Annotated in this window: 20 protein-coding genes and 1 rRNA gene; 5 read left to right on the top strand and 16 right to left on the bottom strand. The window is 61.9% G+C overall.

The window, feature by feature from the left end; translation table 11 throughout:
* Nucleotides 1-40: 40 nt before the first annotated feature.
* The 10 genes from KOL99_RS18485 to KOL99_RS18440 all read right to left on the bottom strand — a co-directional run bounded on the left by KOL99_RS18485 (nucleotide 41) and on the right by KOL99_RS18440 (nucleotide 12,885).
* Nucleotides 41-688 carry a hypothetical protein gene (locus KOL99_RS18485; protein ID WP_216511949.1) on the bottom strand — a complete coding sequence of 216 codons (648 nt, stop codon included), beginning with the start codon at nucleotides 686-688 and terminating at the stop codon, nucleotides 41-43.
* Nucleotides 676-1,113, bottom strand: coding sequence for a cytochrome C (locus tag KOL99_RS18480; protein ID WP_216511948.1), 438 nt, complete (start codon nucleotides 1,111-1,113; stop codon nucleotides 676-678). Before KOL99_RS18480 ends, KOL99_RS18485 begins: the two co-directional genes overlap by 13 nt.
* On the bottom strand, nucleotides 1,103-2,434 hold the full coding sequence (locus tag KOL99_RS18475; protein WP_216511947.1) for a hypothetical protein: 1,332 nt from the start codon (nucleotides 2,432-2,434) through the stop codon (nucleotides 1,103-1,105). The genes KOL99_RS18480 and KOL99_RS18475 overlap by 11 nt, the downstream gene beginning before the upstream one ends.
* 570 nt (nucleotides 2,435-3,004) lie before the next feature.
* The gene (locus KOL99_RS18470; RefSeq protein ID WP_216511946.1) at nucleotides 3,005-3,628 is read right to left on the bottom strand and encodes a hypothetical protein; all 624 of its coding nucleotides are present in this window, start codon (nucleotides 3,626-3,628) and stop codon (nucleotides 3,005-3,007) included.
* Nucleotides 3,629-3,747: 119 nt separating this feature from the next.
* Nucleotides 3,748-6,816: an OmcA/MtrC family decaheme c-type cytochrome gene (locus tag KOL99_RS18465; RefSeq protein WP_216511945.1), complete on the bottom strand. Its 3,069-nt coding sequence runs from the start codon at nucleotides 6,814-6,816 to the stop codon at nucleotides 3,748-3,750.
* A 93-nt stretch (nucleotides 6,817-6,909) separates the two neighbouring features.
* Nucleotides 6,910-8,412 carry a fibronectin type III domain-containing protein gene (locus KOL99_RS21930; RefSeq protein WP_216511944.1) on the bottom strand — a complete coding sequence of 501 codons (1,503 nt, stop codon included), beginning with the start codon at nucleotides 8,410-8,412 and terminating at the stop codon, nucleotides 6,910-6,912.
* Nucleotides 8,413-8,463: 51 nt separating this feature from the next.
* Nucleotides 8,464-9,126: a hypothetical protein gene (locus KOL99_RS18455; RefSeq protein WP_236026429.1), complete on the bottom strand. Its 663-nt coding sequence runs from the start codon at nucleotides 9,124-9,126 to the stop codon at nucleotides 8,464-8,466.
* Entirely contained in the window at nucleotides 9,123-9,560 is a 438-nt protein-coding gene (locus KOL99_RS18450) for a cytochrome C (RefSeq protein WP_216500444.1), read from the bottom strand. Before KOL99_RS18450 ends, KOL99_RS18455 begins: the two co-directional genes overlap by 4 nt.
* Entirely contained in the window at nucleotides 9,550-10,812 is a 1,263-nt protein-coding gene (locus KOL99_RS18445) for a hypothetical protein (RefSeq protein ID WP_236026427.1), read from the bottom strand. The genes KOL99_RS18450 and KOL99_RS18445 overlap by 11 nt, the downstream gene beginning before the upstream one ends.
* Before the next feature lie 894 nt (nucleotides 10,813-11,706).
* Nucleotides 11,707-12,885, bottom strand: a complete 1,179-nt coding sequence (locus KOL99_RS18440; RefSeq protein ID WP_216511941.1) for an MFS transporter — start codon at nucleotides 12,883-12,885, stop codon at nucleotides 11,707-11,709.
* Between the two features lie 158 nt (nucleotides 12,886-13,043).
* Between KOL99_RS18440 and proC the strand changes: the two genes are divergently transcribed.
* Genes proC through KOL99_RS18425 form a run of 3 tightly spaced genes read left to right on the top strand, consistent with a single transcriptional unit; the run spans nucleotide 13,044 to nucleotide 14,625 of the window.
* Nucleotides 13,044-13,847, top strand: coding sequence for a pyrroline-5-carboxylate reductase (proC, locus tag KOL99_RS18435; RefSeq protein WP_216511940.1), 804 nt, complete (start codon nucleotides 13,044-13,046; stop codon nucleotides 13,845-13,847).
* Nucleotides 13,844-14,119, top strand: a complete 276-nt coding sequence (locus KOL99_RS18430) for an acylphosphatase (RefSeq protein ID WP_216511939.1) — start codon at nucleotides 13,844-13,846, stop codon at nucleotides 14,117-14,119. Before proC ends, KOL99_RS18430 begins: the two co-directional genes overlap by 4 nt.
* Before the next feature lie 2 nt (nucleotides 14,120-14,121).
* Nucleotides 14,122-14,625 (top strand): thioredoxin fold domain-containing protein, encoded by a 504-nt coding sequence (locus KOL99_RS18425; protein WP_216511938.1) that lies wholly within the window; start codon nucleotides 14,122-14,124, stop codon nucleotides 14,623-14,625.
* A gap of 160 nt (nucleotides 14,626-14,785) precedes the next feature.
* Here the strand turns inward: KOL99_RS18425 and KOL99_RS18420 are convergent, their stop codons facing one another.
* Nucleotides 14,786-16,138: a radical SAM protein gene (locus tag KOL99_RS18420; protein ID WP_216511937.1), complete on the bottom strand. Its 1,353-nt coding sequence runs from the start codon at nucleotides 16,136-16,138 to the stop codon at nucleotides 14,786-14,788.
* 300 nt (nucleotides 16,139-16,438) lie between these two features.
* Between KOL99_RS18420 and KOL99_RS18415 the strand changes: the two genes are divergently transcribed.
* Both KOL99_RS18415 and KOL99_RS18410 read left to right on the top strand, forming a co-directional pair.
* Nucleotides 16,439-18,115 (top strand): B12-binding domain-containing radical SAM protein, encoded by a 1,677-nt coding sequence (locus KOL99_RS18415; protein ID WP_216511936.1) that lies wholly within the window; start codon nucleotides 16,439-16,441, stop codon nucleotides 18,113-18,115.
* Between the two features lie 206 nt (nucleotides 18,116-18,321).
* Entirely contained in the window at nucleotides 18,322-18,564 is a 243-nt protein-coding gene (locus tag KOL99_RS18410; RefSeq protein WP_216511935.1) for a hypothetical protein, read from the top strand.
* Nucleotides 18,565-18,576: 12 nt separating this feature from the next.
* On the opposite strand, the gene KOL99_RS18405 is transcribed toward KOL99_RS18410, so the two are convergent.
* The 5 genes from KOL99_RS18405 to rrf form a co-directional block, all read right to left on the bottom strand.
* Nucleotides 18,577-20,031 carry an aminoacyl-histidine dipeptidase gene (locus tag KOL99_RS18405; protein WP_216511934.1) on the bottom strand — a complete coding sequence of 485 codons (1,455 nt, stop codon included), beginning with the start codon at nucleotides 20,029-20,031 and terminating at the stop codon, nucleotides 18,577-18,579.
* Nucleotides 20,032-20,119: 88 nt separating this feature from the next.
* Nucleotides 20,120-20,926, bottom strand: a complete 807-nt coding sequence (locus tag KOL99_RS18400) for a M48 family metallopeptidase (RefSeq protein ID WP_216511933.1) — start codon at nucleotides 20,924-20,926, stop codon at nucleotides 20,120-20,122.
* A 43-nt stretch (nucleotides 20,927-20,969) separates the two neighbouring features.
* Nucleotides 20,970-22,619, bottom strand: coding sequence for a DUF3943 domain-containing protein (locus tag KOL99_RS18395; protein WP_216511932.1), 1,650 nt, complete (start codon nucleotides 22,617-22,619; stop codon nucleotides 20,970-20,972).
* A gap of 227 nt (nucleotides 22,620-22,846) precedes the next feature.
* Nucleotides 22,847-24,538, bottom strand: a complete 1,692-nt coding sequence (locus KOL99_RS18390) for a methyl-accepting chemotaxis protein (protein WP_216511931.1) — start codon at nucleotides 24,536-24,538, stop codon at nucleotides 22,847-22,849.
* Between the two features lie 253 nt (nucleotides 24,539-24,791).
* Nucleotides 24,792-24,908 (bottom strand): 5S ribosomal RNA (rrf, locus tag KOL99_RS18385).
* Between the last annotated feature and the right edge of the window lie 3 nt (nucleotides 24,909-24,911).

The raw sequence follows: 24,911 nt of genomic DNA, 5'->3' as shown, positions 1-24,911 counted from the left end.
CTCCTTCTACTAGAGTCAGGAAAATGATCGCGCCTTCTCGCTAGTTCTCCGCGGGTAGCGGGTTCCCGCTGCCGTGGCAACCTAACTTGATGCAGGAGGGGCCGCTGGCGAACACACCGGCCAGGGTCGTGCCGTGGCAGACCGCGTTGCGGCAGGTCGTGAAGCTTATCCTCGGTGCTGTCTCGAAGTAGTTGACGTGGCCCGCGATGTTTGCCGCGGTGGTGGCCCCCACCTTGCCCCACTGGTGGATCTGCGGGGCCTGCGCCGTTCCCGCCATGTGGCAGTCGGTGCAGGCCGGCCCCGAGTTGGCCACCCCAGTGAGGGCGGTGCCGTGGCAAAGGACGGTGGCGCAGGAAGTGGTGCCATTGGTCCCTGCGTAGCCGCCGTGCAGCGCATAGGCAAGCCCCCCCCACAATACCGGGTGCACCGAGGTGGCGCCGCCGATGTGGCAGGTGAGGCAGGAGACCTTGGCGATGCCGCCGGTCAGATCGGCGCCATGGCACTCGGCACAGCCGTTCACATCTTCCTCGGCGGCCACGCTGTGGCCGGCCGGGAGCCAGTTGGCCGGGTGCTTGCCTGACGCGGGGTCGAACTTCGCCTGCGGGTTGGCATCCCCGCATCCCGACAGGGCCAGCGCCAGCGCACCAAGAACCGCAAAAGAAAGAACTTTTGACGTTATTTGTGGCATGTCAGGCACCTCTCGTTATTGGTACGTCCGTGGCACTTGGCGCAGGACGCAGGATTGATCTTGCCGTCGATCCTGTGCTGACTCATGTAATCGCCGCGGTGCGGCAGGTTCCTCTCCACCGCCTCCGAGAACTTGACGTTGGGTTTGAGCTCCTCCTTGTGCGCGTGGCAGTCGGAGCAGAAGGATTCGGCATGGCAGGAAGCACAGGCCCTTCTGGCATTGCTGGCAAAGACGCTGTGTTTTTTGAAGAAGTCCACGGCTTGGTGGTTCATGGCCGCATAGGCATCGGTGTGGCACTCGGTACAGTTGGGCGTACCGGTCACCGCCTCAGGGTGGATCAGCGCACCGCTCTTGGTGTTGGCGCAGGCAACGAGAAGGAGCGCCATGAGCGGAACCATCAACAGAATCAGTATTTTACTTTTCACTCTTGCCCCCCTTTTCGCCACACTTCATATCGAAAGCGTAGGCAACTTTCACGAGCGCTCTCCACTCCCTGTCGAAATCCGGGCTCTGCGAGTACTCGATGTCCCCACCTACCTTGAGCTTTTCGGTGACCTCGTAACCCGCGATGCCGGTGAGTGCGTAGCTGCTCTTCACGCCGTCGATGGGGCGATCGAAGAGGACGTTGTAGAAGTCGACGCCGAACTCGGCGTGGCCCGTCTTCTTTAGGGCATAGAGCCGGTAGTCGTAGTAGCGGGTGCGGTCGCTGGAACCATCCATCCGGTGCCCGGAGGCCCCAAGCGAAAGGGCGTTGGCGGTGGTGTACGCGACCTTCCCTCCCACGTAGTCCGCGGAGCCGAGAATCTCGTAGCCGTAGTTCTTGTACTCGGCCGAGAGGGTCAGGTTCTTCACCGGGGTCCAGGCTGCGCTGACGCCGGCCGCGGTCACCTTTTCCCTGGGGTCAAGCAGCCCGCCGTTGTTTTGGAGGGCAAAGGCCGTGGTGGTCACGTTGTAGAAGTAATCCTGGTAGTTGATCCTCGAGAAGTCCGCGCTGAGGGTCACCGCGTCGATGGGGGCGACGGAGAGGGTGTAGGCATGCTCCATCCAGCCGTCGGTGATCGAGTTGTAGGAGGAACGACCGGTGAGATCAACCTGCTTCACCGGATGCACCCAGAGGTCGATCCCCTCTTCCTCGCGGTCGCGCGCGATGTCGCTCTCGTTTCTGAGGGCGCTCACGCCGACCGAGTAGAGGCCGGGCTTGCCCTGGGCCACCCGCCCGCCGTAGATGAAGTCCCCCCCCTTGTAGTTGGGGGTCGTCACCACCGGCGAACCGACGAAGGCCGCCGCCGTGATGCCGGCCGCGAAGTCGCTGCGCGCATAGAGGCCGTCCACACGCTCGGTGGCGACACCCTCGGTGATGAACTGGCGCCCGGCGTTAACCACCAGGTTGTTCTTCGACGCCTGGTAGCTCAGGTAACCGTACTGCAGGTCGCCGTCGGTGTAGTGGTCGGTCGACTTGTCGACGAGGTCGACGCGTCCCCAGGCGCCCAGGTGCAGCGAGGTGGCGCTGCCGTCCTTCTCCGCCGCGGTTACCGAGAAGCGCAGGTACTCGTAAAGCGGGTAGAGGTCATCCTTGTTGATCGACCTGGTCATGCGCAGGTAAGTGTTGGAGCTCCCGGTGATGGTGTAGTCCGCAGCCATAACCGGCTGGGCCAGCATCACCGACGACGCGGCCAGCATCACCCACGCAATCTTCGGCAGACTGCGTTGTTCGCGTCCTGATCTTTTCTCTTGGTGGCTTATCAAGACATCCCCTCCTTTTCCGTAGTGTGGACCGTATTCTGGAAATCCGCTGCTGCGTTGAGAGCAAGTCACGGCGTCGCCCTTGGCGAACAAAGTGGCGCCGGTTTTATCTATCACGCTAATTAGCCTTAACTACTTATCAAAACGGAAACAACCGGGAATACTTTCAGACGTGCTGGCACACCAACCGCTGCTATGTATTAAATGAATTTAACCAAACAGGGGGTTCACTCGGATGTGCTTGACTATTAGGACTATTGCTAAACGTACAACAGTTTTTTTGTAGTGCAAGCTGCAGAAAAGTTTTTTATTCCAGCAGATGCCAAACAAAATCATTTAAACCCTCTAACAAATCTCATCAGCCTAAAGCATTATCCAGGACTAATAGCAGATGATACAGCTACGCTTTTTTCAGTGACTGTAACCACCAGTTCCTCAGCCAGTGCCGCGCGGGCATTGACTGTCTGCACTTTTAACGACACCGAATCCACCCCCCGAAGACAAAAAAAAGCCCCGATGCGTTCGGGGCTTTTTCGTCAGCAAGACTATCCTGTACCGGGTCGGACGGAAGGGTCAGAAGTAGGAAACCACTTCAAAATCCTTGTTCGCCATCTTCTCGAATTCCGGGCCGGTAAAGGCAAACTCGTGGACCTCCCCGGCCTCAACCGGGTGGTCGAACTGCTGCATGGGGAGCTTCAGTTCCTTGACCGCCTTCCCGGTCTTGTCCTGCACCGCGTCGGTCTTGCTGCTGTAGGTAACGGAAACGGTGTGGACAAGGTGTGACACTGGGGTCCCGGCCGGTGCGGTCTGCGTGATCTTGATAGTTGCGGTCGGTGTTAGGATCTTGCGCAATTTCGCGGCGAAGAAGTCGACGTCGCCGGAGATCTTCAACACGTGCTCGCAGGCGAGTCGCTGGGCGTCGGTCATCTTGTTCTGCTTGATGTGGACCAGCTTGTCGCGGCTGGCTGCGACCTGTTCCGTGGTCAGGTTCGCGGCCTGGTACATCTTGACCTTGTCCCCCGCCTGCAGGGCGGTGAGGAAAGAGGTGGCGAGCGCCTGGGCGGCGGCCACATCCTTCGGCGCCGTCTTTTGTTCAGCCTGCACCTTCCCGGCCGGTTGGTCGGCGGGCTTGCCGTTGCATGCCGCGATGGCCGCCGCGATGGCAGCGAAGATTATCAGCCTGACTGCGTTTCTCATAGCGTCTCCTTGAATGAAATAGCCCGGGGATGTCGCCACCCCCGGGTTATCAGTTGCAAGTCTTTCTCCGGCGCCCATCGGGGGGAAGGCGAACCTTCCCCCGTCTGGAATGCATCGGGTTACCACCAGCGGTGTACGGCCTTGATGGTCGGAACCGTGGTGTTCAGGGTGTTCTGAGCGGTGCCGTGGCAGACCAGGCAGGTCTCAGATTTGAGCAGCGCGGTGCTGCGTGCCTCGTAGATGGAACCACCGTTGGCCACCATGTGGGCTTTGGCCTGTGCGGTGTCGTGGCAGGAGTAGCAGGCCGCGCTGATCGGGGAGATGATCAGGGTGGTGTTTGCGGCCTCAGTGATGGCGCCGGTGGCGCCGGTGAAGCTGAAGCCGGAGCCCAGGGCAGCGCCCGCGAACGGAACCAGCTGCGGTGCGTAGTAGGTGCCCGGGACGGTTTCGGTGCCGGTGGAAATGAACGGCACGGTGGCCGGTACGTTGCCGGTTGCGACGGTGGTCGGCAGCAGGCTAGTAACTGCAGCAGCAGATGCGGAAGCGCTGAAGTCATAGGTGCCTGCTACGTGGCACTGCTCGCAATCCCTCAGGTAACCGGGGTAGCTGATCTCCCAGTACTTGTCGCCTGCGGAGACTTCCCAGGAGAACTTGTTGACGCGCTTGGCGCCGGCGTGGATGGCGTGGATGGCGTCTTTCGTGTTGACGCCCCAGCCGGAGTTGACGCGGTTGACGTTGTGGCAGAATACGCAGGTCGGTGCATCGTTCCTCTGGCCGGAGTGGAAGGTCGGTGCGATGCCGAGGGCAACGTGGCAGGCGTTGCACTTCGCGTTGCTGACGATGGTGCGGCGTGCGGTGTAGCCGGTAGCGGTTTTCCAGACGTTCGGGGTGACGACCATCAGGCCGCCGACGTTGGTCCCGGCGTTGTAGGCCCACTTGGTCTTCAGGGTTGCCGGAACGGTCAGGGTGCTCAGGTCGGTCTGGGTGAGCGGAGTGGCGGCCGAGCCGTAGGTGTAGCCGATGCCGCCGGTCAGCATCTTGGCGGTGTCAGGAACGATGACGTTCTTGACGGTCAGGGTGTAGTAACCGTTGCCGTCGATGGCGGAAAGGGTGGCAGTGGTGCCCGGGGTGGTGCCGTTCCAGACGTTCTTGATGTACGCGCTGGCGGTCGCGTTGAAGTCGGCCGGAGCGGTAGGAGTTGCACCTACCGGCGTGTCCTGCGGTACGGCGAAGGCGAAGTATGCGCTCGGAGAACCGGTGAAGCCGTTCATGAGCTCGGTTACGGAACCGGCGGCGTAGGTGTTGAATACCACCGGCTGGCCGTCCTTCAGGAAGCGGAAGGTGATGGACGGGTTCTTGTTGCCGTCGCGCTGTACGCTCTTCACATCCCAGGTAATTACTGCTGCGCCCGGAACGGTCACGCCTGCTGCCGGGAGGTAGCCTGCGTAGGTATGGGTGTTGGTGCCGCCAAGCTCAGGAGCGGTCGGGTCCGGATCCTGTACCGGGAGATGCGCGGTGGCGATCTCTGCGGTGGAGGTGGTGCCGGCATGGCAGCCTGCGCAGGAAGAATCGTTGGTCTGGCCGCCCATGTGGGAGGCGAAGTCGACGGTGCTGTGGCAGGAGCCGCAGGCCTTGATGGTCGGTTTGGTCTTCCAGTTGTTGCCGTCGACGCCCTTGTGGCACATTGCGCAGTTGCGCACGTCCTGCGGGTAGGTGACTTCCGCGGTGGAAACGCCGAGGATGGTCTCAGCCGGGGAGAGCTCCTCGCCCATGTGGATCTTGTGGATGAAGGGAGTGAAGTCGCCGTTGGTGGTCTGGTCGGTGCCGACGATGTTCTGCGGGGTGTGGCACATGACGCAGAGCTTGGTGTCCGGACGGGAAGCGAAGTGGCCGCCGGAGAAGCCGAGCTTGTCGTGGCACTGGTTGCAGGCGTCAGAGGTCACGATGTCGCGGGCATATGCCTGGGCGCCGTTCACGGTGTACATCTCGCCGGTGGCCGGGATGAAGTCGTAGATGAGGTTTGTCACGCCGCGAACTGCGAAGTTGGCGGTGGCTGCGTTGGTCTGCGGGTTGATCGGGCCGGCATAGGCGCCCGGGGTCTTGCCCACCACGCCCGGGACTGCGACGGAGCGGACGGAGATGCCGATACGGTGGATCAGGTTGCCGTCGTACGGAACGGTGGCAACGGTCTTGACGTTCTTGCCGAAGATGGCGGTGTAGGAACCGTCACCGTGGTCGATGATGGTGTAGCCCTGGGTAGCGAGGGCGCCGGTGGTGGAGTTGAAGGTGGAGACCGCGTCGGAGGACGGGCGCGGGTTGGTGCCGCTCAGGATGTAGTTGAGCCAGTAGGAGTTGCTCCCTGCGGTTTCGGGCTTCAGCTGTGCCACGTGGAGAGCGAAGGTCCTCAGACCGGAAATCCCTTTACCGGTGGCCTTGTTGACAACCTGGAAGTTGACGATCGGGTTGTTGCCCGGGATGTAGGCGCTGATGACGCGGCCGTCCAGCTGGGTGTTGTTCAGGTCGTCATAGGTCAGGGTGGATGCGGCGCGTGCCGGCAGCAGGTTGGCGTTGGATACGGTACCGGAGAGCGCAAGACCGGTGCTGGTGTAAGCGAGGACACTGCCGCCTGCGTTCACGACCTGGGTCGCACAGTCGGTGTAGGTCTTGCCGACAGAAGCAAGGGTCTGGTTGGCATCGCCAAGCTGGCCGGAGAGGCCGAGCATGGCCGACGTTGCAGTGGTGATGTCGGTGCTCTGCTGGCTGATCACGATGCTGATCGGGTTGCTTGCGCTGATCCCGCCGGCAGTCGGAGGATTGCTCAGGTCAACCGGTACCAGGGAGCGGAAGGTACCCTGGGCCACGATGGCCTTGAACACCAGCACGGTCTTGGCGGCCGGCAGGGTGAAGGTCAGGCCGGAGAAGCTGCCGTCGCTGCCGAGGGTAGCGGTGCCGAGCTGGGCGCCGTCCTGGGCGTTGTAGACGAAGACGTGGTTGACTGCACCGGCCGAGGTCGATGACAGGAACGCCGTCTTGGCGGCAGCCTTGGCAACGTCGACTTTACCGCCGACGGTTACTTCGGTGCCCTTGCTGGTGATCTTGGTGGTGGATCCCCCCCCGCTGCAGCCTGCGAGAGGCAACAGCACGCATACTACGAGTGCTACGAGGTACCTTAGGTTTCTGCCAATCATAGTTTCCTCCTGTTGTTTGTGTACTGCTCCGATAGTTCCATCTCTACTGCCGACTTCTGTTTTTTCCCCCTTGTGCTTGAATCATCGGTACTGTTACGGTCCGGTGTTCACCTGGCCGCTCACCGTTACCCCGAGGGACGGGCGGTTCGGAGTCACCGAAAGTGCTGTGCTGAAGTCCGAACGGTTCCCTGCCGCGTCGAACGCTTTAACCGTGTAGGCATAGGTGGTGGCCGAGGTGACCGACGGATCGGTGTAGCTGGTCGAGGCGACGGTTGCCAGCTTCACGCCGTCGCGGTAGACCTCGTAACCGGTCACGCCGACGGTGTCGGTCGCGGCGGCCCAGCTCAGGGCCACCGAGCTGGTGGTGCCGGTAAGGGCGGTGGTGACCGCGGCGAGGCTCGTCGGAGCGGTGGGCGCCACGATATCCAGGCGCGACAGCAGGTCGCTGGAGATGGAACCGCTCACCGTCACGTTGAGCGACGCCTGGTTCGGTTTCACCGACAACGGTGCGCTGGCTGCGGCGAAGTTGCCGGCCGCGTCGAAGGCGACCACGGTGTAGGAGTAGGTGACGTTGGGGGTCACCGCCGGATCGGTGAAGCTGGTCGTGGTGGAGCTTCCCACCTTGCCGCCGTCGCGGTAGATGTCGTAGCCTGCCACGGCGATGTTGTCGGTGGAGGGGTTCCAGTTGAGGACAACGGCGCTGGTGGTCGCGTTGAGCGCGTAGGTGGTAGCGGTGAGGCCGGTGACCACGGAAGGCGCGGTTACGTCGCTGAAGTTCGGCTCAGCCGGCGGATTGGTGATCGACTGGGTCAGGGTCCCCACCGCGGTGGTGAGCGACGGGTCGGCCGCCACGGCCTCTGTGGCAGAGATGGTGAACAGCTGCGCGAAGGTCTGGTAGGCGGGAGCGCTCGTGCTGACGTCGGCCACGGCCTGGTTGATGATGGTCGTCACGGCGGTGGTATCGGTGACCGACCCCGTTGCCTTGGAGTCGACGATCATCTGGTCGATGACGGTAAGGGCCGCTACATAGGCCGCGTTGCCGGCCGGGGGCGCCAGGATGTCGGTGACGTTGAACAGGTCGCCGACCTGGTTGTTGGCGGCGACGACCGAGCTCTGCAGCACCTCGGTGGTGATGGTGCCCGGCTTCTGCGCCAGGATCAGCGGCAGCTTCTCGAAGGCCGCCTCGGTGAGCGGGCTCACCGTGACGGGGACAGCCGGGTTGAAGTTGTCCACGGCGGCGCTGAAGGACTCAGCTGCCGTGAAGGGGACCTGCTGGCCGGTAGTCTCGCTCAGGTAGGTGGCGCCTGGCTGGCCGGTTACAGTCACTACGAGCGGCCCGGTAACGGAGGCCGGGATCTTGACCGCGTAGTTGCCGTCCGCGCCGGTTGTTCCGGAGCCGAGCAGGGCCCCGCGCACACCGGCCGTGGTCAACCGGTACACCGAAATCAGCCCCCCGGCGATCGGCCCTTTGGTCGCGACGCCTGAGATTGTCCTCGTGCCACCGCCGCCTCCGCCGCCACCGCAGCCGATGACCAACAAAGGCAGGCAAATGAGCAGCAAAGCGGCGGCTATGTGTCTCTTCCAGGGAATACACATGTTAAGTTCTCCTTCTGCTTTGATCGGGTGAATGAAGGAACAATCAGGCTATTACTCCGCCGGTGCTCCGCTGTTATGGCACTTGGTGCATGCTGGCCCGCTCAACCAGACGCCCTGCAGATTGGCGCCGTGGCAGAATTCATTACGGCAGGACGCGTAATTGAAGTGACCATTGACGTGGGTGAACGGGTTCGCCATCCATTGGATGTGTCCCGTGATATCTGCCGACGTAGTCGCGCTGGCGCCACCCCAGGCGTGAATCTGGGGCGCTGCGGCAGTCCCGCCCCCGTGGCAGTTGATGCCGCAGGAGGGGGCGCTGGCACCGCCGAGGAGGTCGGTGCCGTGGCATTCGGCGACCGCGCAGGACGCGCTGCCGTTGGCCTGGACGTAGCCCGGGTGCATGACGTAGGCTACCTGCCCCCACAGGACCGGGTGGACCGAGGTGGCGCTGCCGGCGTGGCACCCCGTGCCGCTTACCGGATCGTTCATGCAGGATTTTTTGGCGATACCACCGCCCCTGAGGTCTTCTCCGTGACATTCGGCGCAGCCGCTGATGTCTTCCTCGGCGGCCACGCTGTGACCGGTCGGGAGCCAGTTGGCAGGATGCTTGCCGGACGCGGGGTCGAACTTCGCCTGCGGGTTGGCATCCCCGCATCCCGACAGGGCCAGCGCCAGCGCACCAAGAACGGCAAAAGACAGAACTTTGGTCGTCATTTGTGGCATGTCAGGCACCTCTCGTTGTTGGTACGCCCGTGACACTTGGCGCACGACGCAGGGTTGATCTTGCCGTCGATCCTGTGCTGGCTCATGTAGTCGCCCCTGTGCGGCAGGTTCCTCTCCACCGCCTCGGAGAACTTCACGTTCGGCTTCAGCTCTTCTTTGTGCGCATGGCAGTCGGAGCAGAAGGATTCGGCGTGGCAGGAAGCACAGGCCCTTCTGGCGTTGCTGGCGAAGACGCTGTGCTTTTTGAAGAAGTCGACGGCCTGGTGGTTCATCGCCGCATAGGCATCGGTGTGGCACTCGGTACAGTTGGGCGTACCGGTCACCGCCTCAGGGTGGATCAGCGCACCGCTCTTGGTGTTGGCACAGGCAAAGAGCAGGCAGGCCATGAGCGGCATCATCAACAGAATCAGTATTTTACTTTTCACTCTTGCCCCCCTTTTCGCCACACTTCATATCGAAAGCGTAGGCAACTTTCACGAGCGCTCTCCACTCCTTGTCGAAATCAGGGCTCTGTGAGTACTCGATGTCCCCACCTACCTTGAGCTTTTCGGTAACCTCGTAACCCGCGATGCCGGTGAGTGCGTAGCTGCTCTTCACGCCGTCGATGGGGCGATCGAAAATGACGTTGTAGAAGTCGACGCCGAACTCGGTGTGGCCCGTCTTCTTCAGGGCATAGAGCCGGTAGTCGTAATAGCGGGTGCGGTCGCTGGAACCATCCATCCGGTGCCCGGAGGCCCCCAGCGAAAGGGCGTCGGCGGTGGTGTACGCCACCTTCCCTCCCACGTAGTCAGCTGAGCCCAGGAGCTCGTAACCGTAGTTCTTGTACTCGGCCGCCACGGTCAGGTTCTTCACCGGGGTCCAGGCCGCGCTGACACCGGCCGCAGTCACCTTTTCCCTGGGATCAAGCAGCCCGCCGGGTTGAAGGGCGAAGGCGGTGGTGGTCACGCTGTAGAAGTAGTCTTCGTAGTTGATCCTGGAGAGGTCGGCGCTGACGGTCACCGCGTCGATGGGGGCCACGGAGAGGGTGTAGGCATGCTCCATCCACCCGCCGGTGATGGAGTTGTAGGAGGAGCGCCCGGTCAGGTCGACCTGCTTCACCGGGTGAACCCAGAGGTCGATTCCCTCTTCCTCGCGGTCATGCGCCTTGTCGCTCTCGTCTCTGAGGGCGCTCACGCCGACCGAGTAGAGCCCGGGCTTGCCCTGGGCCACACGTCCGCCGTAGATGAAGTCCCCCCCCTTGTAGTTGGGAGTGGTCACCACGGGCGAACCGGCAAAGGCCGCAGCGGTGATCCCGGCGGCGAAGTCGCTGCGCACGTACAGGCCGTCGACTCTCTCGGTGGCGACACCCTCGGTGATGAACTGACGTCCTGCGTTGACCAACAGGTTGTTCTTCGCGGCCTGGTAGCTCAGGTAGCCGTACTGGAGGTCGCCGTCGGTGTAGTGGTCAGTCGACTTGTCGAAGAGATCGACGCGGCCCCAGGCCCCCACGTGGAGCGACGTGGCGCTGCCGTCCTTCTCCGCCGCGGTGACCGAGAAGCGCAGGTACTCGTACAGCGGGTAGAGGTCTTCCTTGTTGATGGTGCGGGTCATACGCAGGTAGGTGTTGGAGCTGCCGGTGATGGTGTAATCCGCAGCCATGACCGGCTGGGCCAGCGTCACCGACGATGCGGCAAGCATCACCCACGCAATCTTCAGGAGACTACTTTGTTCGCATCCTGATCTTTTCTCGTGGCTTATCAAGACATCCCCTCCTTTTCGTAGTATGAGTCGTGGTCTGAAAAAATCCGCTGTGCTTTGACCGTACGCGACAATGCGGTTCAACACGCTATGAGGCGGCGCAAACCATCACCACCGGACGATGTCATTAGCTGCTTCTCGAAGTTAGAAATCTTGGGAATACTTCTTGGACGTGCTGGCACATCCGCCACAACTCAATGATTAATAACCCAGCATCAGAAAATGCTCGATGTGCTCGACTTTTTTGAGGTTGTTACAAAAAGACGGGCTTGCACTGCAAGCAGGAATGGATCTAAACCTGCTTCTACTCGATTTATGACTGTTCGCCCCGCCCTGCACCCAGTGGGTACCTAGTCATTTAGTTGTCACCACCTTTCGCAGGTGATGGAGAGCAATATCCAGTGAGCCAGAGACAGAGGTTACTTTTATAAAACAGGTCGTTATAAAATATTCGCTTGATGGTCCGCTGTCGCAGAGGTTCGTACAGTCACCGTTTACTACTCTTTGACACTCAACGCGGGAAACTCTGTTTGCACGATCTTTACCAATGTCATAAGCATCTGAAGTAGCGGCACTCACAACCTTGGGTCCTGACTCCATCAATCTTAAAAAAACAAAACTTTGACACATGAAAATGATAAATTTGACGTAGCAGCTTCAATCACCTCACAGAGCAGCCTAATCGGCAATGCTTATAAAGACTTTAGGAGAAAAGTGACATTGGCGTGAAATAAGTCCCACGCGGCAATGAGAGAGGGGAACGTTGCACTGACAGAAACACTGGAGCCAGAGAGTGAAAGTTGGCGGGAGGGCGTTGAGCGATGGTAGACGGCGTCAGGAGATTTCCTTGCCTGCGGCAGGCGGCGCCTTGACCAGCAGCAGGAGAGCTGCTGCGGCTACGCCGGCGAGCGACGCTCCAAAGAGAAAGGGCGCGACGTTCCCCTCGTACTGCCAGATGCCGCCGAAGATGAGGCTCGCGGGCAAGGCGCCCGCTCCGATCGCGAAGTTGTACCAGCCAAAGGCGGCCCCCCGCTGCGCCGGTTGGGCCATGTCCACCAGAAACGCCTTCTCCACCCCTTCCGTGAGCCCGAAGAAGAGGCCATACACGCCGAAGAGGAGCCAGATCTGCCATTCGCTTCGGGCTACGCCGAAGCCGAGGTAGGAGAGGGAATAGACGCACCACCCGGCGACGATCACGGAACGCCTGCCGATACGGTCGGAAAGGGCGCCAAAAGGCATGGAGGAGAGCATCTTGACCAGGTGAAAGAAGGCCCACAAAAGCGGGAGGCGATAGGACGGGGTACCGACGGCCCCCGCCTTGAGGAGCAGGAAGGCATCCGAGGAGTTGCCCAGGGTGAACAGGAACAGGACCAGCAGGTATCTTCTCAGCCGGCCCGGGGGGAGCGTGGCAAGGTGCAGCCCCGTCTCCTGCCGTGGCGAGCGCTCGGCCTCTTTCACCTGCCACACGATGAGCAGCACGGCGATGAGGCCCGGAATCCCAGCCAGCCAGAACAACTGGCGCAGGTCCGTGACGAAAAAGGCGAGCAGGAAGGTGGCCAGAAGCGGCCCCACCAGGGCGCCGGCATGATCCATTGAGCGGTGGAAGCCGTATGCCTTGCCCCGCAGCGATGGATCGACCGAGTCGGCGATGAGGGCGTCGCGCGGCGAGGTACGGATCCCCTTGCCAACCCGGTCGCCGGTGCGAATGAGCAGCACGGCCAGGGGCGAGGTCGCGCTCCCTATCAGGGGACGCATGAGGGCCGATATGGTGTACCCCGCCAGTATCAGACGCTTTCTGCGGCGCACCCGGTCTGAAACAATGCCGGAAAGCAGTTTCAAAAGAGAGGCGGTTGATTCGGCGACGCCTTCAATGGCGCCGAGAAAGGCGGGTCCCGCTCCGAGCAGCCCGGTGAGGAACAAGGGGAGCAGCGGGTAGATCATCTCGCTGGAGACATCGGTGAAGAAGCTGACCAGCCCCAGTATGAAGACATTGCCAGTGATGCCCTTGAACACGTGACACCTCCGCGGTTCAGTCTAGCCCAATAACAGCCGGTAACAACCGTTGCTCGCGTCAGACACTTAATAATTAAAATAAATCAATTCTATTGACATTTGGAGTTGGATTTATTACCTATCTTTGAACAAAATCCTATGACAGGGGAGGCGAAGACATGGAGAAGAAAACAGGGTTCATCGGCGGCGGCAACATGGCGGAGGCGATCATCAAGGGGCTTCTGGCCGGGGGCGTGCCGGCGGCTGAACTTGCCGTGTCCGAGCCGTCCGAATCACGCCGCAACCTGCTCGCCGAGCGCTACGGCGTGCAGGTTCTCTCCGACAACGTGGAGTTGTGCCGGATGAGCGATACCATCGTGCTGGCCGTGAAGCCCCAGGTGGCGCCCCAGGTGCTCGGCGCGCTCGGCACGGGTCTCACCGACAAGCTCTTCATCTCCATCATGGCGGGCGTGAAAAGCGCGGCCATCGAGGGGATGCTCGGCACCGACGCGCGCGTGGTCCGGGTGATGCCCAACACCCCCGCCCTGGTACTCCAGGGAGCATCGGCCATCTCACGCGGCTACAATGCCACCGAGGACGACCTGGTGCTCACCCGCAGGATATTCGACCTGGTCGGCACCACCTGCGTCGTGGACGAGAAGCTGCTCGACGCCGTCACCGGCGTTTCCGGCAGCGGGCCGGCCTACGTGCTGACCTTCATCGAGGCGCTGAGCGACGCCGGTGTCAAGCACGGCCTCACCCGCGACGTCGCCACAGCACTTGCCGCCCAGACCGTCTACGGCACCGCGAAGCTGCTCCTGGAGAGCCACGAGCACCCCGCGGTCCTGAAAAGTAACGTCGCCTCGCCCGGGGGGACCACCATCGCCGCCATGCACTCGCTGGACCGCGACGGCTTCCGCGCCGCCACCATCAACGCCGTCGACGTCTGCGTGGCCCGCTCGAAGGAACTGGGGGAGAAATGAAGGTACGGGCGAGCGTGATCGTGCAGGGCAGGGTCCAGGGGGTTGCCTTTCGCCACCACACCGCCCGCACCGCCCAACAGCTCGGGGTGGCGGGCTGGGTCCGCAACCTCCCCGACGGATCCGTCGAGGCCTGCTTCGAGGGGGAAGAAAAGGACGTAGTCGCGATGGTGCAGTGGTGCCGCAGGGGGCCGGAACTGGCCCGGGTGGACGAACTGATCGAGAAGCTGGGCGAATACACCGGTGAGTTCACCGGTTTTCAGGTAAGGGGGTAGTGATGCATAAAGCAAGCGGTGGTCCATGGAAGCGCCTGGCCCTTTGGCTCCTCGCCCCCCTCCTCGTGCTCGTTCTCGCCACGCTGGTCTCCGCCAAGGAACTGGACCTCGGCAAGGCGGTCAAGGTCGGCAACGGCAGGATCATGGTGGTAGAGTTCACCGACCCGGACTGTCCCTTCTGCATGAAAGCGGAGTCCTATTTCCAGAAGCGCAGCGATGTCACACGCTACATCTTCTTCATCCCCTTGAAAAGACATCCCGCCTCCAAGGGGAAGGTGCAATACATCCTCTCGGCCAAGGACAAGGAGAAGGCCTACCTTGAGGTGGCGACGGGGAACCTGAACCGGTGGAAGCTGTCGGAGGTCACGCCCGAGGGGATCGCGCTGCAGCAAGAGCACGAGCAGATCGCCAAGGAGCAGGGTCTCAACGCGACCCCGATCTTCATCATCTATGGCACCGTGGTACGGGGGTTCGACCTGAACAGGCTGGAGCCGCTGCTGAAATAGAAACAGGGGCTAGGGCCTGGGGGCTAGGGGCTGGCAAAACCATGCCGTCCCCCCCGTCCCGTCGTCCCGTCGCCCCTTGCTCATCAGGCAGTATCCTCACGCCGCCAGCCCGTAGCCCGTAGCCCGTAGCCCGTAGCCCGTAGCCCGTAGCCCGTAGCCCCTAGCCCCTAGCCCCGCCTTTGCCTCTGCCTTCAATCGGCCACCCCTTCTCGAACCCGTCCGGAAAGAAGCGCTCCTTGGTGCGGTTGAAGTAGCCGTACTGGATCTTCGGGAACGCCTTCTTCACCTCCTGCAGCAGCCGGTACATGCCGATGCCGCGCGTGCGCACCCCCATCCTCTCGTTGTAGAAGGCGGGATCTATGGAGAGGTTGCGCATCTGCAACATGTCCACCCCGGTCTTTTCGATGAACTTCAAAAGCGCCTCGACCTCTGACGGGCTGTCGGTCACCCCCGGGGAGACCAGGTAGTTGATCATGGTGAACAGCCCCTTCTGCTTGGCCGCCTGGACCGACTCGACCACGTCCGCGAAGCGGTACCCCTTGGGGCGGTAGTAGCTGTTGTAGAACCCTTCCTGCACCGAGTTCATGGAGAAGCGCATTGAGTCCATGCCGGCGTCGCACAGCATGCGGACCCGGTCGGGCATGGAACCGTTGGAGTTGAAGTTGACCGTGCCGCGTGAGCTCCCGGCCTTGAGCCTTTTGGTCGCCTCGGCCACGGTGTCCGCCTGCATGATCGGGTCACCCTCGCACCCCTGGCCATAGGAGACGATCGGCTCCGGCGCCTGCAAAAGGTGCGGCAGCATCAGCTCGACGATCTCTTCCGGCGTGGGGACGAAGGGAATGCGCTCGTGGTTGGACGGGCAGCAGTCTGAAGGCTGCAGGCTGATGCACCCCAGGCAACGCGAGTTGCAGACCGGCGAGGTCGGGATGGGCGCCTCCCACCTGCGGAAGAAGAGGTTCTTGGCGGCGAAGCAGTGGTAGTCGACGGCGCAGCGCGAGAGCTGCTCGATGAGCCGGTTATTTGGGAACTCGGCCAGCATCTTGCGCACCAGCGGATCGAGCTTCCTGTCGTCGTAGTTCTTGGGAAGCCAGTTCTCGTTGTCGTCCACGCGGGTCGCGGCCACCACGAAGCATTCCTTCTCCTCGTCCCACCCAACGGCCGTGTAGGACCAAAGCGGAAGATGCACCTTCTTCTTGCTGTAGTCGCAGGCCGGAAGCAGGGTGCGCATGTATCCCGGGGCCATGAAGGCGGAAACGGCCTGGATCTTCATGCTGCGCCGCCCCTCCCGGACCTGGCTCAGCGTCACGAAGCTTCCCTGCTCCTCGTCCCAGGCGATGGGAGGGGTGTCGGGAATGGTGAACAGGCGGCTGTCGTCCGGCAGCGGGATCAGTTCGACCGACTCCGGCAACACCGCCTCGTCAGCGCTCATGCCCGCCATGGTGAGGTAGGGGTGGTCGTAGATGTTGCCCTGGCTATCGGCATAGAGCAGTTTCGGCAGTTTCTTCTTATTCATGTCTATCCTGTGAAACCTTTAGCCGCGGAGAACTTCTGAGAAAATCTGAGAACTGCACCAAGCGGGATAGAACCTGGACCAAAGACTTTCGATGAACAAAGCCTTCCGTTTTGTGCCTTTCTCAGAAGTCCTCAGATTTTCTCCGTGGCCAATGGTTTTGTTTTTGATTCGGCAGCCGCTTACAGTAACAAAAAACGGTGGCGCGGGCAAGGGATGCGTCCCGAGCCGCTGCCGGCGCCGCGGCGCGCCAGCCACCATTTTTCTGGCAACACCTCCGCTAATGGGCTACAATCCCCGCCCATGAAGATCCTGCTCGCCACCCTGCACGCCAAGTACGTCCACGCCTCGCTGGCACTCCCCTATCTCGCCTCCGCCTGCGCCACCCTGCCGGAACTCGACTGGAGCATCCTCGAGCTCACCGTCAACGAACTGCCGGACCAGTTGCTGGCGAAGCTCTACGCCGAGCGGGCGGACGTGGTCATGTTCTCCTGCTACATCTGGAACACCGAGCTGACCCTCAAGCTGGCATCGGATCTCAAGCAGTTGGCCCCGAACACCTTCATCGTCCTCGGCGGGCCGGAGGTCTCCTTTGGTTCCTTCGAGATGATGGTGCGCAACGGCGCCATCGACTGCATCGTGCGCGGCGAGGGGGAAGAGAGCTGCCGGGAGTTGCTTCAAGCCTTGTCCCAGGGTGGGGCGTTGGAGGAGATCGCCGGCATCACCTACCGTGAGGGCGAGGAGGTCATCGCCAACCCCGAGCGTGGGGCGCTCTCAGACCTGGATCGCATTCCCTCGCCGTTCGCGGCGAGACTGGTCGATCTCAAGAAGCCGCTGGTGTACTACGAGACCTCGCGCGGCTGCCCTTTCTCCTGCGCCTTCTGCATGTCCTCCATCGAGAGCGGCGTCCGCTCCTTTTCCATGGCGAGGATCAAGGCGGACCTCACGCAGCTCATGGAGGCAGGGGTGCAGACCGTGAAGCTCGCCGACCGCACCTTCAACTACGACGCCCGGCGCGCCAACGAGATCTGGCGCTTCATCCTGGAGCACAACCGGGGCAGCAAGTTTCATTTCGAGATAGCGGCGGAGCTTTTGACGGAGGAGAACCTGAACCTGCTGGCGCAGGTACCGGCGGGGATGTTCCGTTTCGAGATCGGCGTCCAGTCGGGGGGGGAGGAGACGCTGGCCAAGGTGGAGCGCAAATCAAGTCTGGATAAGCTCTACGCCAACGTCGCGCGGCTCAAGTCGGCGACGGCGGTCACGGTGCACCTGGACCTGGTGGCGGGCCTGCCCGGTGAATCGCTGCCGGGGTTCCTGGCTTCGGTGCAGGGACTCTGCGCGCTCGATGCCGACCACATCCAGGTCGAGCCGCTCAAGGTCCTGAAGGGGACGGCGATGCGGGGCATCGCGCGCAAGGAGGGGTACGCCTACGCGGAGGCAGCGCCCTACAAGATCCTGCGCACCCCGTGGCTCAGCTTCGAGGAGATCCGGCGCATCGAGGGGATCAGCCGTCTTCTCGACCTGGTCTACAACAGCGGCAGGTTCGCCACGACGCTGCGGGTCTTCGCCGCCGAGCGTCCCCTGTCGCAAATCTTCGACGAAGCAGCACAATTCTTCGACTCCGCCGGACTCTTCGCCGGCAACCTTTCCCTCGCCTCGCTGTTCGAAGCCCTTTGGCGCTTCGCCTCCCGCGGGAGGGACGACGAGGCACTGGAGCGGCTGCGCGACGCGCTCTGCTTCGACCTTTGCCTGACCGGCTACCCCAGCGGCAACCTGCCCGGCTTCTTCACCCCCGGGCCTGGACCGGTTGAACCGGTCGCCCCTCCGCGTCTGCAATCCAAACCCGGCGAGCGGGTCCGCTATTACCGCCGCACCTTCGCCAGGGATTACCGCTGCACCCCCTGGCGGGAAGAGCCCGCCTCGGTCACCTTCGTCTACCGTTCAGCCCCCGGCGCGGGTCTCCAGGTACAGGTCCTGTAGGTTCTCCCCGGCCCAGCCCGGCCTCGGCCCGGCATCGCTCCGGCATCGCTCCGGCATCGCTCCGGCATCGCTCCGGCATCGCTCCGGCATCGCTCCGGCATCACTCCGCGTCCCACGCCCTATTCCCTCCCCTTGCGCTCTCGGCTCGGCGGGCCATACTTGATCCTTAGCTTTTTCTCACCAAACGGAGCCTCAGCGGAGTGACCATGGAATACTTCACGGTTTGCTGCCAGCGCAGGGGAAGCGTCTCGGTCGACGGGATCTACCAGGGCGAGAACAAGGACGGCGAAACGCAACGGGTGTTCCGGTGCTGCGCCGGCCTGCACGACATCTCGCTGCAATGCCGCGTGGGGCAAAGGTGCAAGGAGATGACGCAGCGGGTCACCATCTGCGGCACCAACGCCATCGTCCCCCTGGTGGTCCGTTTCTTGTGCGACCTGCAGGAGTAGCGGTAGCCGCCCCTACTCGGCGCTTTTCAATATCTGCAGCACGAAGCTCCAGTACCTGGCCACGCTCTCGATGTAGACCCGTTCATCCGGCGAGTGCACCTTCTCCATGTTCGGTCCCAAAGAAACCATGTCCATCCCGGGAATCCGCTCTCCTATGATGCCGCATTCCAGTCCCGCATGGATCGCCTTCACCTCGGGCTCTTGCTGGTACAGATCCCGGTAGCACCTGCGCGCCAGCTGCAACAGGGGCGAATCGATGTTGGGCTGCCACCCCGGATACCCCTCGCTCACCTCGACCGCGGCGCCACCGAGCTCCAGGATGGACAGGACCGTCTCGACCACCTCGGTCAGCCGCGAGGCGCTGGAACTGCGCTGACTGGTGATGAGGACCAGCTCGTCCCCCTCGGTGTGGATCACCGACACGTTGGTGGAAGTCTCGACCAGCCCGGCAATCTCGACGCTCATGCGCTGCACGCCGCTGGGAAGCGCGGCGATGGTTTTCAGCACCTGCCGCTGCAGCCGCGGTTCCAGCACCGTCGTCGCCCCCGCCTCGCACGGCTCCAGGGTGAGTCGCACCCCCGGATCTATCGTCGGCAGCTCGGCAAGGAAGGTCGCGCCCAGTTCCGCCACCACCGGTTCCGCCTTCGCCACCCGCTCCGGCGCCATGAGAATGGTGGCGCCGCACTCCCTGGGGATGGCGTTTCTCATGTTGCCGCCGTCGATGGATGCCACTCTCGCGCCGAGACCCGTGAGCGCCATGAGAGCCCTGTTTACGAGCTTGATGGCGTTGCCCAGCCCCTTGTCGATCTCAAGGCCGGAGTGCCCTCCCTTGAGCCCCTTCACCGTGAGCCGCAGGGGGACCCAGCCGGAAGGCGCCTCTTCCCGCACCAGCGGCCATCTCCCCACGGTGTCCTTGCCGCCGGCACAACCGATGTAGAGGGCACCCTCCTCCTCGGAGTCGAGGTTCAGCAGGGACCTGCTCGACACGAGCGCCGGGGAGAGGTTCTTGGCCCCCGCCAGTCCGGTCTCCTCCTCGACCGTGAACAGCAGCTCCAGCGGACCGTGCTCCACCGCCTGGTCCTCCATGATCGCCAGCGAGGTGGCCACGCCGATGCCGTTGTCGGCGCCCAGGGTGGTTCCGTTCGCCGTCAGCACCTCCCCCTTGCGCACCAGTTCTATGGGATCGTTGAGGAAATCGTGCACCTTGTCGGCGTTCTTCTCGCAAACCATGTCCAGGTGGGACTGCAGGCAGATGCTGCTCACCCGCTCCTTCCCCGGTGTCGCCGGGAGCTTCACCACGATGTTGCCGCTGTCATCCCTGGCCCGCTCCAGGCCCAGCTCTTTGGCACGACCGAGGATATACTCCCCGATGCGCTCCTCGTGTCCCGAGGGACGGGGAATGGCGGAAATTGCGGCGAAGCAGTTCCAAAAAGTCCGGGGTTCCAAGCCACGAATCGCGTCAGTCATGTCGGCTCCAAAATAAAGAAATTCCCCTGCGCTTTTTCGCAGGGGATTCGAGGGTGTCGTCACTGCCGGTGTCTCAAGGGATGCCGATCTAGAGGTTCTTCACCTTGGCCTTCACCCGGGCGAACTCCGGCGTCGAGTCGGGAAGCCAGCTCTTCTCCGGCAACGTAGAGATTTCCTGCTGGATATCCTTGATCCTGTCCACCGTCTCCGGATGGGAGGAGAAGTACTTGGCGATCTTCCCGGGCTGCCGCTCCTCGGTGGCGTCGAGCTTCTTGAAGAAGCTGACCATCCCCTGCGGGTTGTAGCCCGCCTTGTACATGGTTTCCACGCCGAGGTAATCGGCCTGGCTTTCCATCTCGCGGCTGTAGTACATGCCGCCCGCCTTGCCGAAGAGGTCGGCCGCCATCTTGGAAAGCTCTCCCCCCTGGCCGCCGAGCAGCAGGCTGACGATGAGGCTGTACCCGTATTGCTGCGTCATCTGCCGGGTGGAGTGCCGGGCCACCACGTGGTTCATCTCGTGCGCCATGACCGCCGCGAGCTCCGTCTCGCTGGCCGCCGCCTTGATCAGGCCGGTGTTCACATAGGTGTGCCCGCCGGGAATGGCGAAGGCGTTGATGCTGTCATCCTTCACCACCTGGAAGGTGAACGGGAAATCCTGCTTGCGGACCCCGGTCAGGAGTTTCCTCCCCACCCCCTCGATGTAGGCCTGCACCTCCGGGTCCCTCACCACCTGGTGCTGCTTCTCGACCTCCACCGCGAACTTGTCCCCCAGTTGCTTTTCCTCCGCAACCGAGATCAGGTTGAAGCCCCCCACCGAAGACTTGTTCACGGCGCAGCCGGAGATGAGGGAAAGACTCAACAGGATGGGCAGGAAAAGCCCTTTCAGACACTTCATATGCACGCCTCCGAATCAGCAGATTGTTTAAGGATGGCAGGAATCAGCGCTCGGTAGGATCTCTCCATTCCACCGCGCCGAATGCCCTGTCACTAACGAAGGTATAGACGAGGCTTATGGTCCCTTCAGCCCGGTACTTGTTAGGAATATTAACATAGTTCGTGTTCCGTATCGACTCGGAATATTGAATGCCAATCGCATGGCTGCCGTGGATTCTTATAGTCAAGGCGCCATGGCCTCTGAAGACACTCTCGGAACCATCATGATCGGGACCCAAGCTGCTGACATAGTACCAGCGACCGGTCAGATCCACCATCGCTCTCTCGCCAAAGAGAAAGTTCATCGCCAGTAGCACCTGCGGTGTCACGCCGTAGTGATAGCCTCGCTCCTCCGCCACATCGGACTCGAGCCCGGTGGCGCCGAAACCTACCCCGCCCAGGAGCGAGCCCTGGGCCGCTACGCCGGGGCCAATCCAGTACTGTCCGGTGGTCCCCAGGGAGAGGGCCGTGCTCGAGACCCTGAACACGTAAGGGGATATGTAATCGTAGCTGCCGTAGAGTCCCCATATGCCGCGATAGTCCCGACCAAGCTCGTAGCGCGTCCCCTTCAGTAGCCCCCTGATGGTAAGGGTATCGACCAGGTTGTGTTCCCGGGCCCTGGTCGAGATCTCGAAATTGAAGTAGTCCAGCGGACGGTTGTAGCTGTACCCCGGCTTGCCGGGGAGCCCGTAGGCCATGGAAAACTCGAAGATACCGATGCTGTCCTGGCTGGGTTCCTTGACCGGGGCGCTGAGGTTTTTTGAGTGAACGTCGAGGCTGAAGCCGCCCCTGCACAGCCAAAGGGTCGCCGGGCTGTGGCTCGGGAAGACGGTATCGAACCGCTTGCCGAAGAGGGCACGGTTCACCGCCGTCGGTGGCGAGATTGCCGCGGCGGCGACCCGGTATCCGAAGGACGGCTTCGCCCCCCCCTCTTCCAGGACCAGGTCAGCCATCCGGAACAGGGCCTCTCCCAGGAGCGCACCGGCGTTGCCGGTCGTGATGAGGTCGTTGGTCGAGGGGCGCGAGTTCTCGCCGGCCATTTCCCAAAGGAAACTTCCGGCGTTGCTGTACACCAGGGATTGCCAGAAGTTCAAGCCCGCGGAGCGCGCCAGTCCGTACATGGTAGCGCCTTCGTACGGGTGCCCGAACTGGTTCACCTTGAAGGTATCCTGGTCGAAGGTCCAGTCCTGGTGCGTCAACTGGTGCCAGAAAGTGGACGGGTTGGTCGCGTAGGTTCTCTTCCCCTCGTCGGTCTTTTTATCATGCAGCGCGACCCTGTCGAAGGCGTTGAGCAAAACGATGAAAGCGGGGATCTCGAGCGCGGGTATCAGGTAGCTTTTACCTTCACCCGTTTCCCAGGAAAGGGCACGTCGCGGTTCGCTGCCGGGGTAAAGCTGTGGAGCGGGGTCAGCTTGTGCGACGTTATAGCCGGAGCGGCTCCTGGTGTTCTTCCAGTTATATAGAGAGGGGCCTTCCAGCGTGGCGAGCCGGCTCAACCCTTCCAGGGCCGGCGATGAGGTGGATGAGCTGAGACCTTGGCCAGAGACGGCGACTGGTTCTGTCATGGCCAGCGACAGTCCCGGCGCTACCATAACCAGACCCACGATAGCGACTGCAAGCGAATAGACAGGAGCGAATCCAGGAAAGCTTTTCATTCCGCCTCCCATAACGTTATGACCAGGGCGTCTGCCCGCTTGTTTTTGGGGTGCGTTTCCTGCCGACAGACAACGGCAAAACGTCGGCGAAATTAACAAGTCATAATCTAACCACCCTGCTTCCAATGTCAAGGAGCGGCCTTGCGGGCTGCGGTCTCCGGCGTTTCGGCCATAAAAAAAGCCCCGTCGGTAAAACCGACGGGGCTGCAGCTTGAAGGGGGGTGATGTTACAGCTTTCGGAAGGATTCCATCTCCCTGTGCATGGATCCGATCAGTTCGTTGATGGTCTCGATCTCGCACAGCATCTTCTTCGCCTCCTGGGCGGTCCCCTGGATCAGTCGATCGACCTCTGCCACGTCGTTGCGCAGCACGTCACCGATCGCAATCTGTTCCATGCAGGTTTCCTTCAATCGTTTCACCTTGTCGTTGTCTTCCTGGACGCTCTGCATGTAGAGACGGTTGCCGCGAACCTGCTCGTCGGTAGAGCGCGTTATCTTCGTCGAGAGGGCGCGCATGCGCTCCAGGCTGCGCACGATGAGTTGGGCCCCGGTCTCCTCTTCCTGGATGGCACGGCTGAACTGTTTGACGCGGGTGAGGTTTTTCTCCGCCTCCTCGGTGATCAGCTTGCTCCCCGAGGCCTGCTCGTCGGTGGCGGCGGCTATTTGCTGTACCATGCGTGACGCCTCGGCCGCGCTCTCCTCGATCCTGTGCAACGCCTCGTCCGCCTTCTCCGAGACGGTAACCCCTTCAGCGACCTTCTCCTTGCCCAAACGGGCGGCGGTCTCGGCGGCGGCGGTCTCTTTCTGGATGTTGGCGACCAATTCCTCGATCTCGTCCGTGGAGGCCGACGTTCTCTTGGCGAGGGCGCGTACCTCTTCGGCAACGACGGCGAAGGCCTTGCCCCGCTCTCCCGCCTGCGCGGCGATGATGGAAGCGTTCAGCGAAAGGAGATTGGTCTGGGCGACGACCTCCTTGATGACGTCCAGGAACTCGCCGACGCGCAGGGAATGTTGCGACAGCCGGTTGATGGCGTCGACGGAGCGGTCGCTGTGCTCCTCTATCGCGGTCATGGAGGCGATGGTTGCCGCCATGGCCTCCATCCCTTCCACGGCCTGGACGCGGACCTTGTCTGAACAGTCGGAGGTGCGGCGGGCGTTGTCGCGGATGTCGACTATGGAATGGCCGATGGTAAGGATGGAATTGTAGGTTTGTTCCGTGGAGTTGGTGAGGGCCTCGATGTTCGATGCCGTCCCCTTGATGCTGACAGCCATTTCCTCGATGGAGGCGGAGGTCTCCATGACCGAGGCGGAGTACTCCTGGATGCTGAGGGCGATGGCGTCGGTGGCGGCGCTCATTTGGGTGGAGATGGAGGCCCGCTCGTCGGTACGTACGGCAATGTCCTCTATCTCTTTGAGCAGGTCACGGAAAAAGGCGTTCATGTCATCGACCGCGGCCATTGTCTCCTGTTCCCTGGCCGCTTGTCGCTCGTTATTGTGAACGGTCTTACTGAAGTCAGCGGTGAGACAGCCGTGCCTGCTGGAGATATCGGCGGCAAGTTTGGAGACATTTTCCACCATCACCAAGACGCGGTTCATCAAGGCTTCGTTGCACTCCATCAGTTGCTGCAGTTCGTCGGCCTTGCCCGAAACGGCTGGGGAGGCGGTTTCACCGGTGATCCTCCCCAGGATTTTCAGCTGCTGTTCCACGTAAAGTCTGAGCGCTTCCTTGATGATCTGGTAGCAGAATGTGCCGACGATGAATCCCGCGGCCAGGCAGCCGAGGGCATACAGCGGGGCGAAGGCCTTCGCCCCGAAGAAGAGCCAGGAATAGAACGGGAAGACCAGCCCCATGAGCAGGCCGAAGCAAACCATGAATATGTAGGTGCTGCGAAGTGAAGAAAGGTATTTCCGGAAAAACATAGAAGCCCCGATCGCATTCAAATATGCCAATTAGTACATTAAAAGTCGATAGCTGTCAATCCAATAGGTATAACACCCCAACTGGCGGGGTTGTACGCTTTGACGTAGCGACATGAACAGGTGGAGAGAAGGCGGGAACCGTGGATAGGTCTGGAGCAAGGAGAGCTGAACTGCTCGGAGGAGCGTGTAAGCCAGAACCGGAACGCGAAAAAGCCCCGTCTGGACGAACCAGACGGGGCTTTTTCAATTAAATTCCCTGCGGCGACCTACTCTCCCACACCGTTACCAGTGCAGTACCATCGGCCCTGAGAGGCTTAACTTCCGTGTTCGGGATGGGAACGGGTGTGACCCTCTCGGCATAGCCACAGAGAAA

Origin of the sequence: Geomonas azotofigens, assembly GCF_018919395.1 — a bacterium.
In the GTDB taxonomy this organism is placed as follows: Bacteria; Desulfobacterota; Desulfuromonadia; order Geobacterales; family Geobacteraceae; genus Geomonas; species Geomonas azotofigens.
Note: the sequence above shows the minus strand (reverse complement) of the source record. Positions and strands in the feature narration are given on the sequence as shown.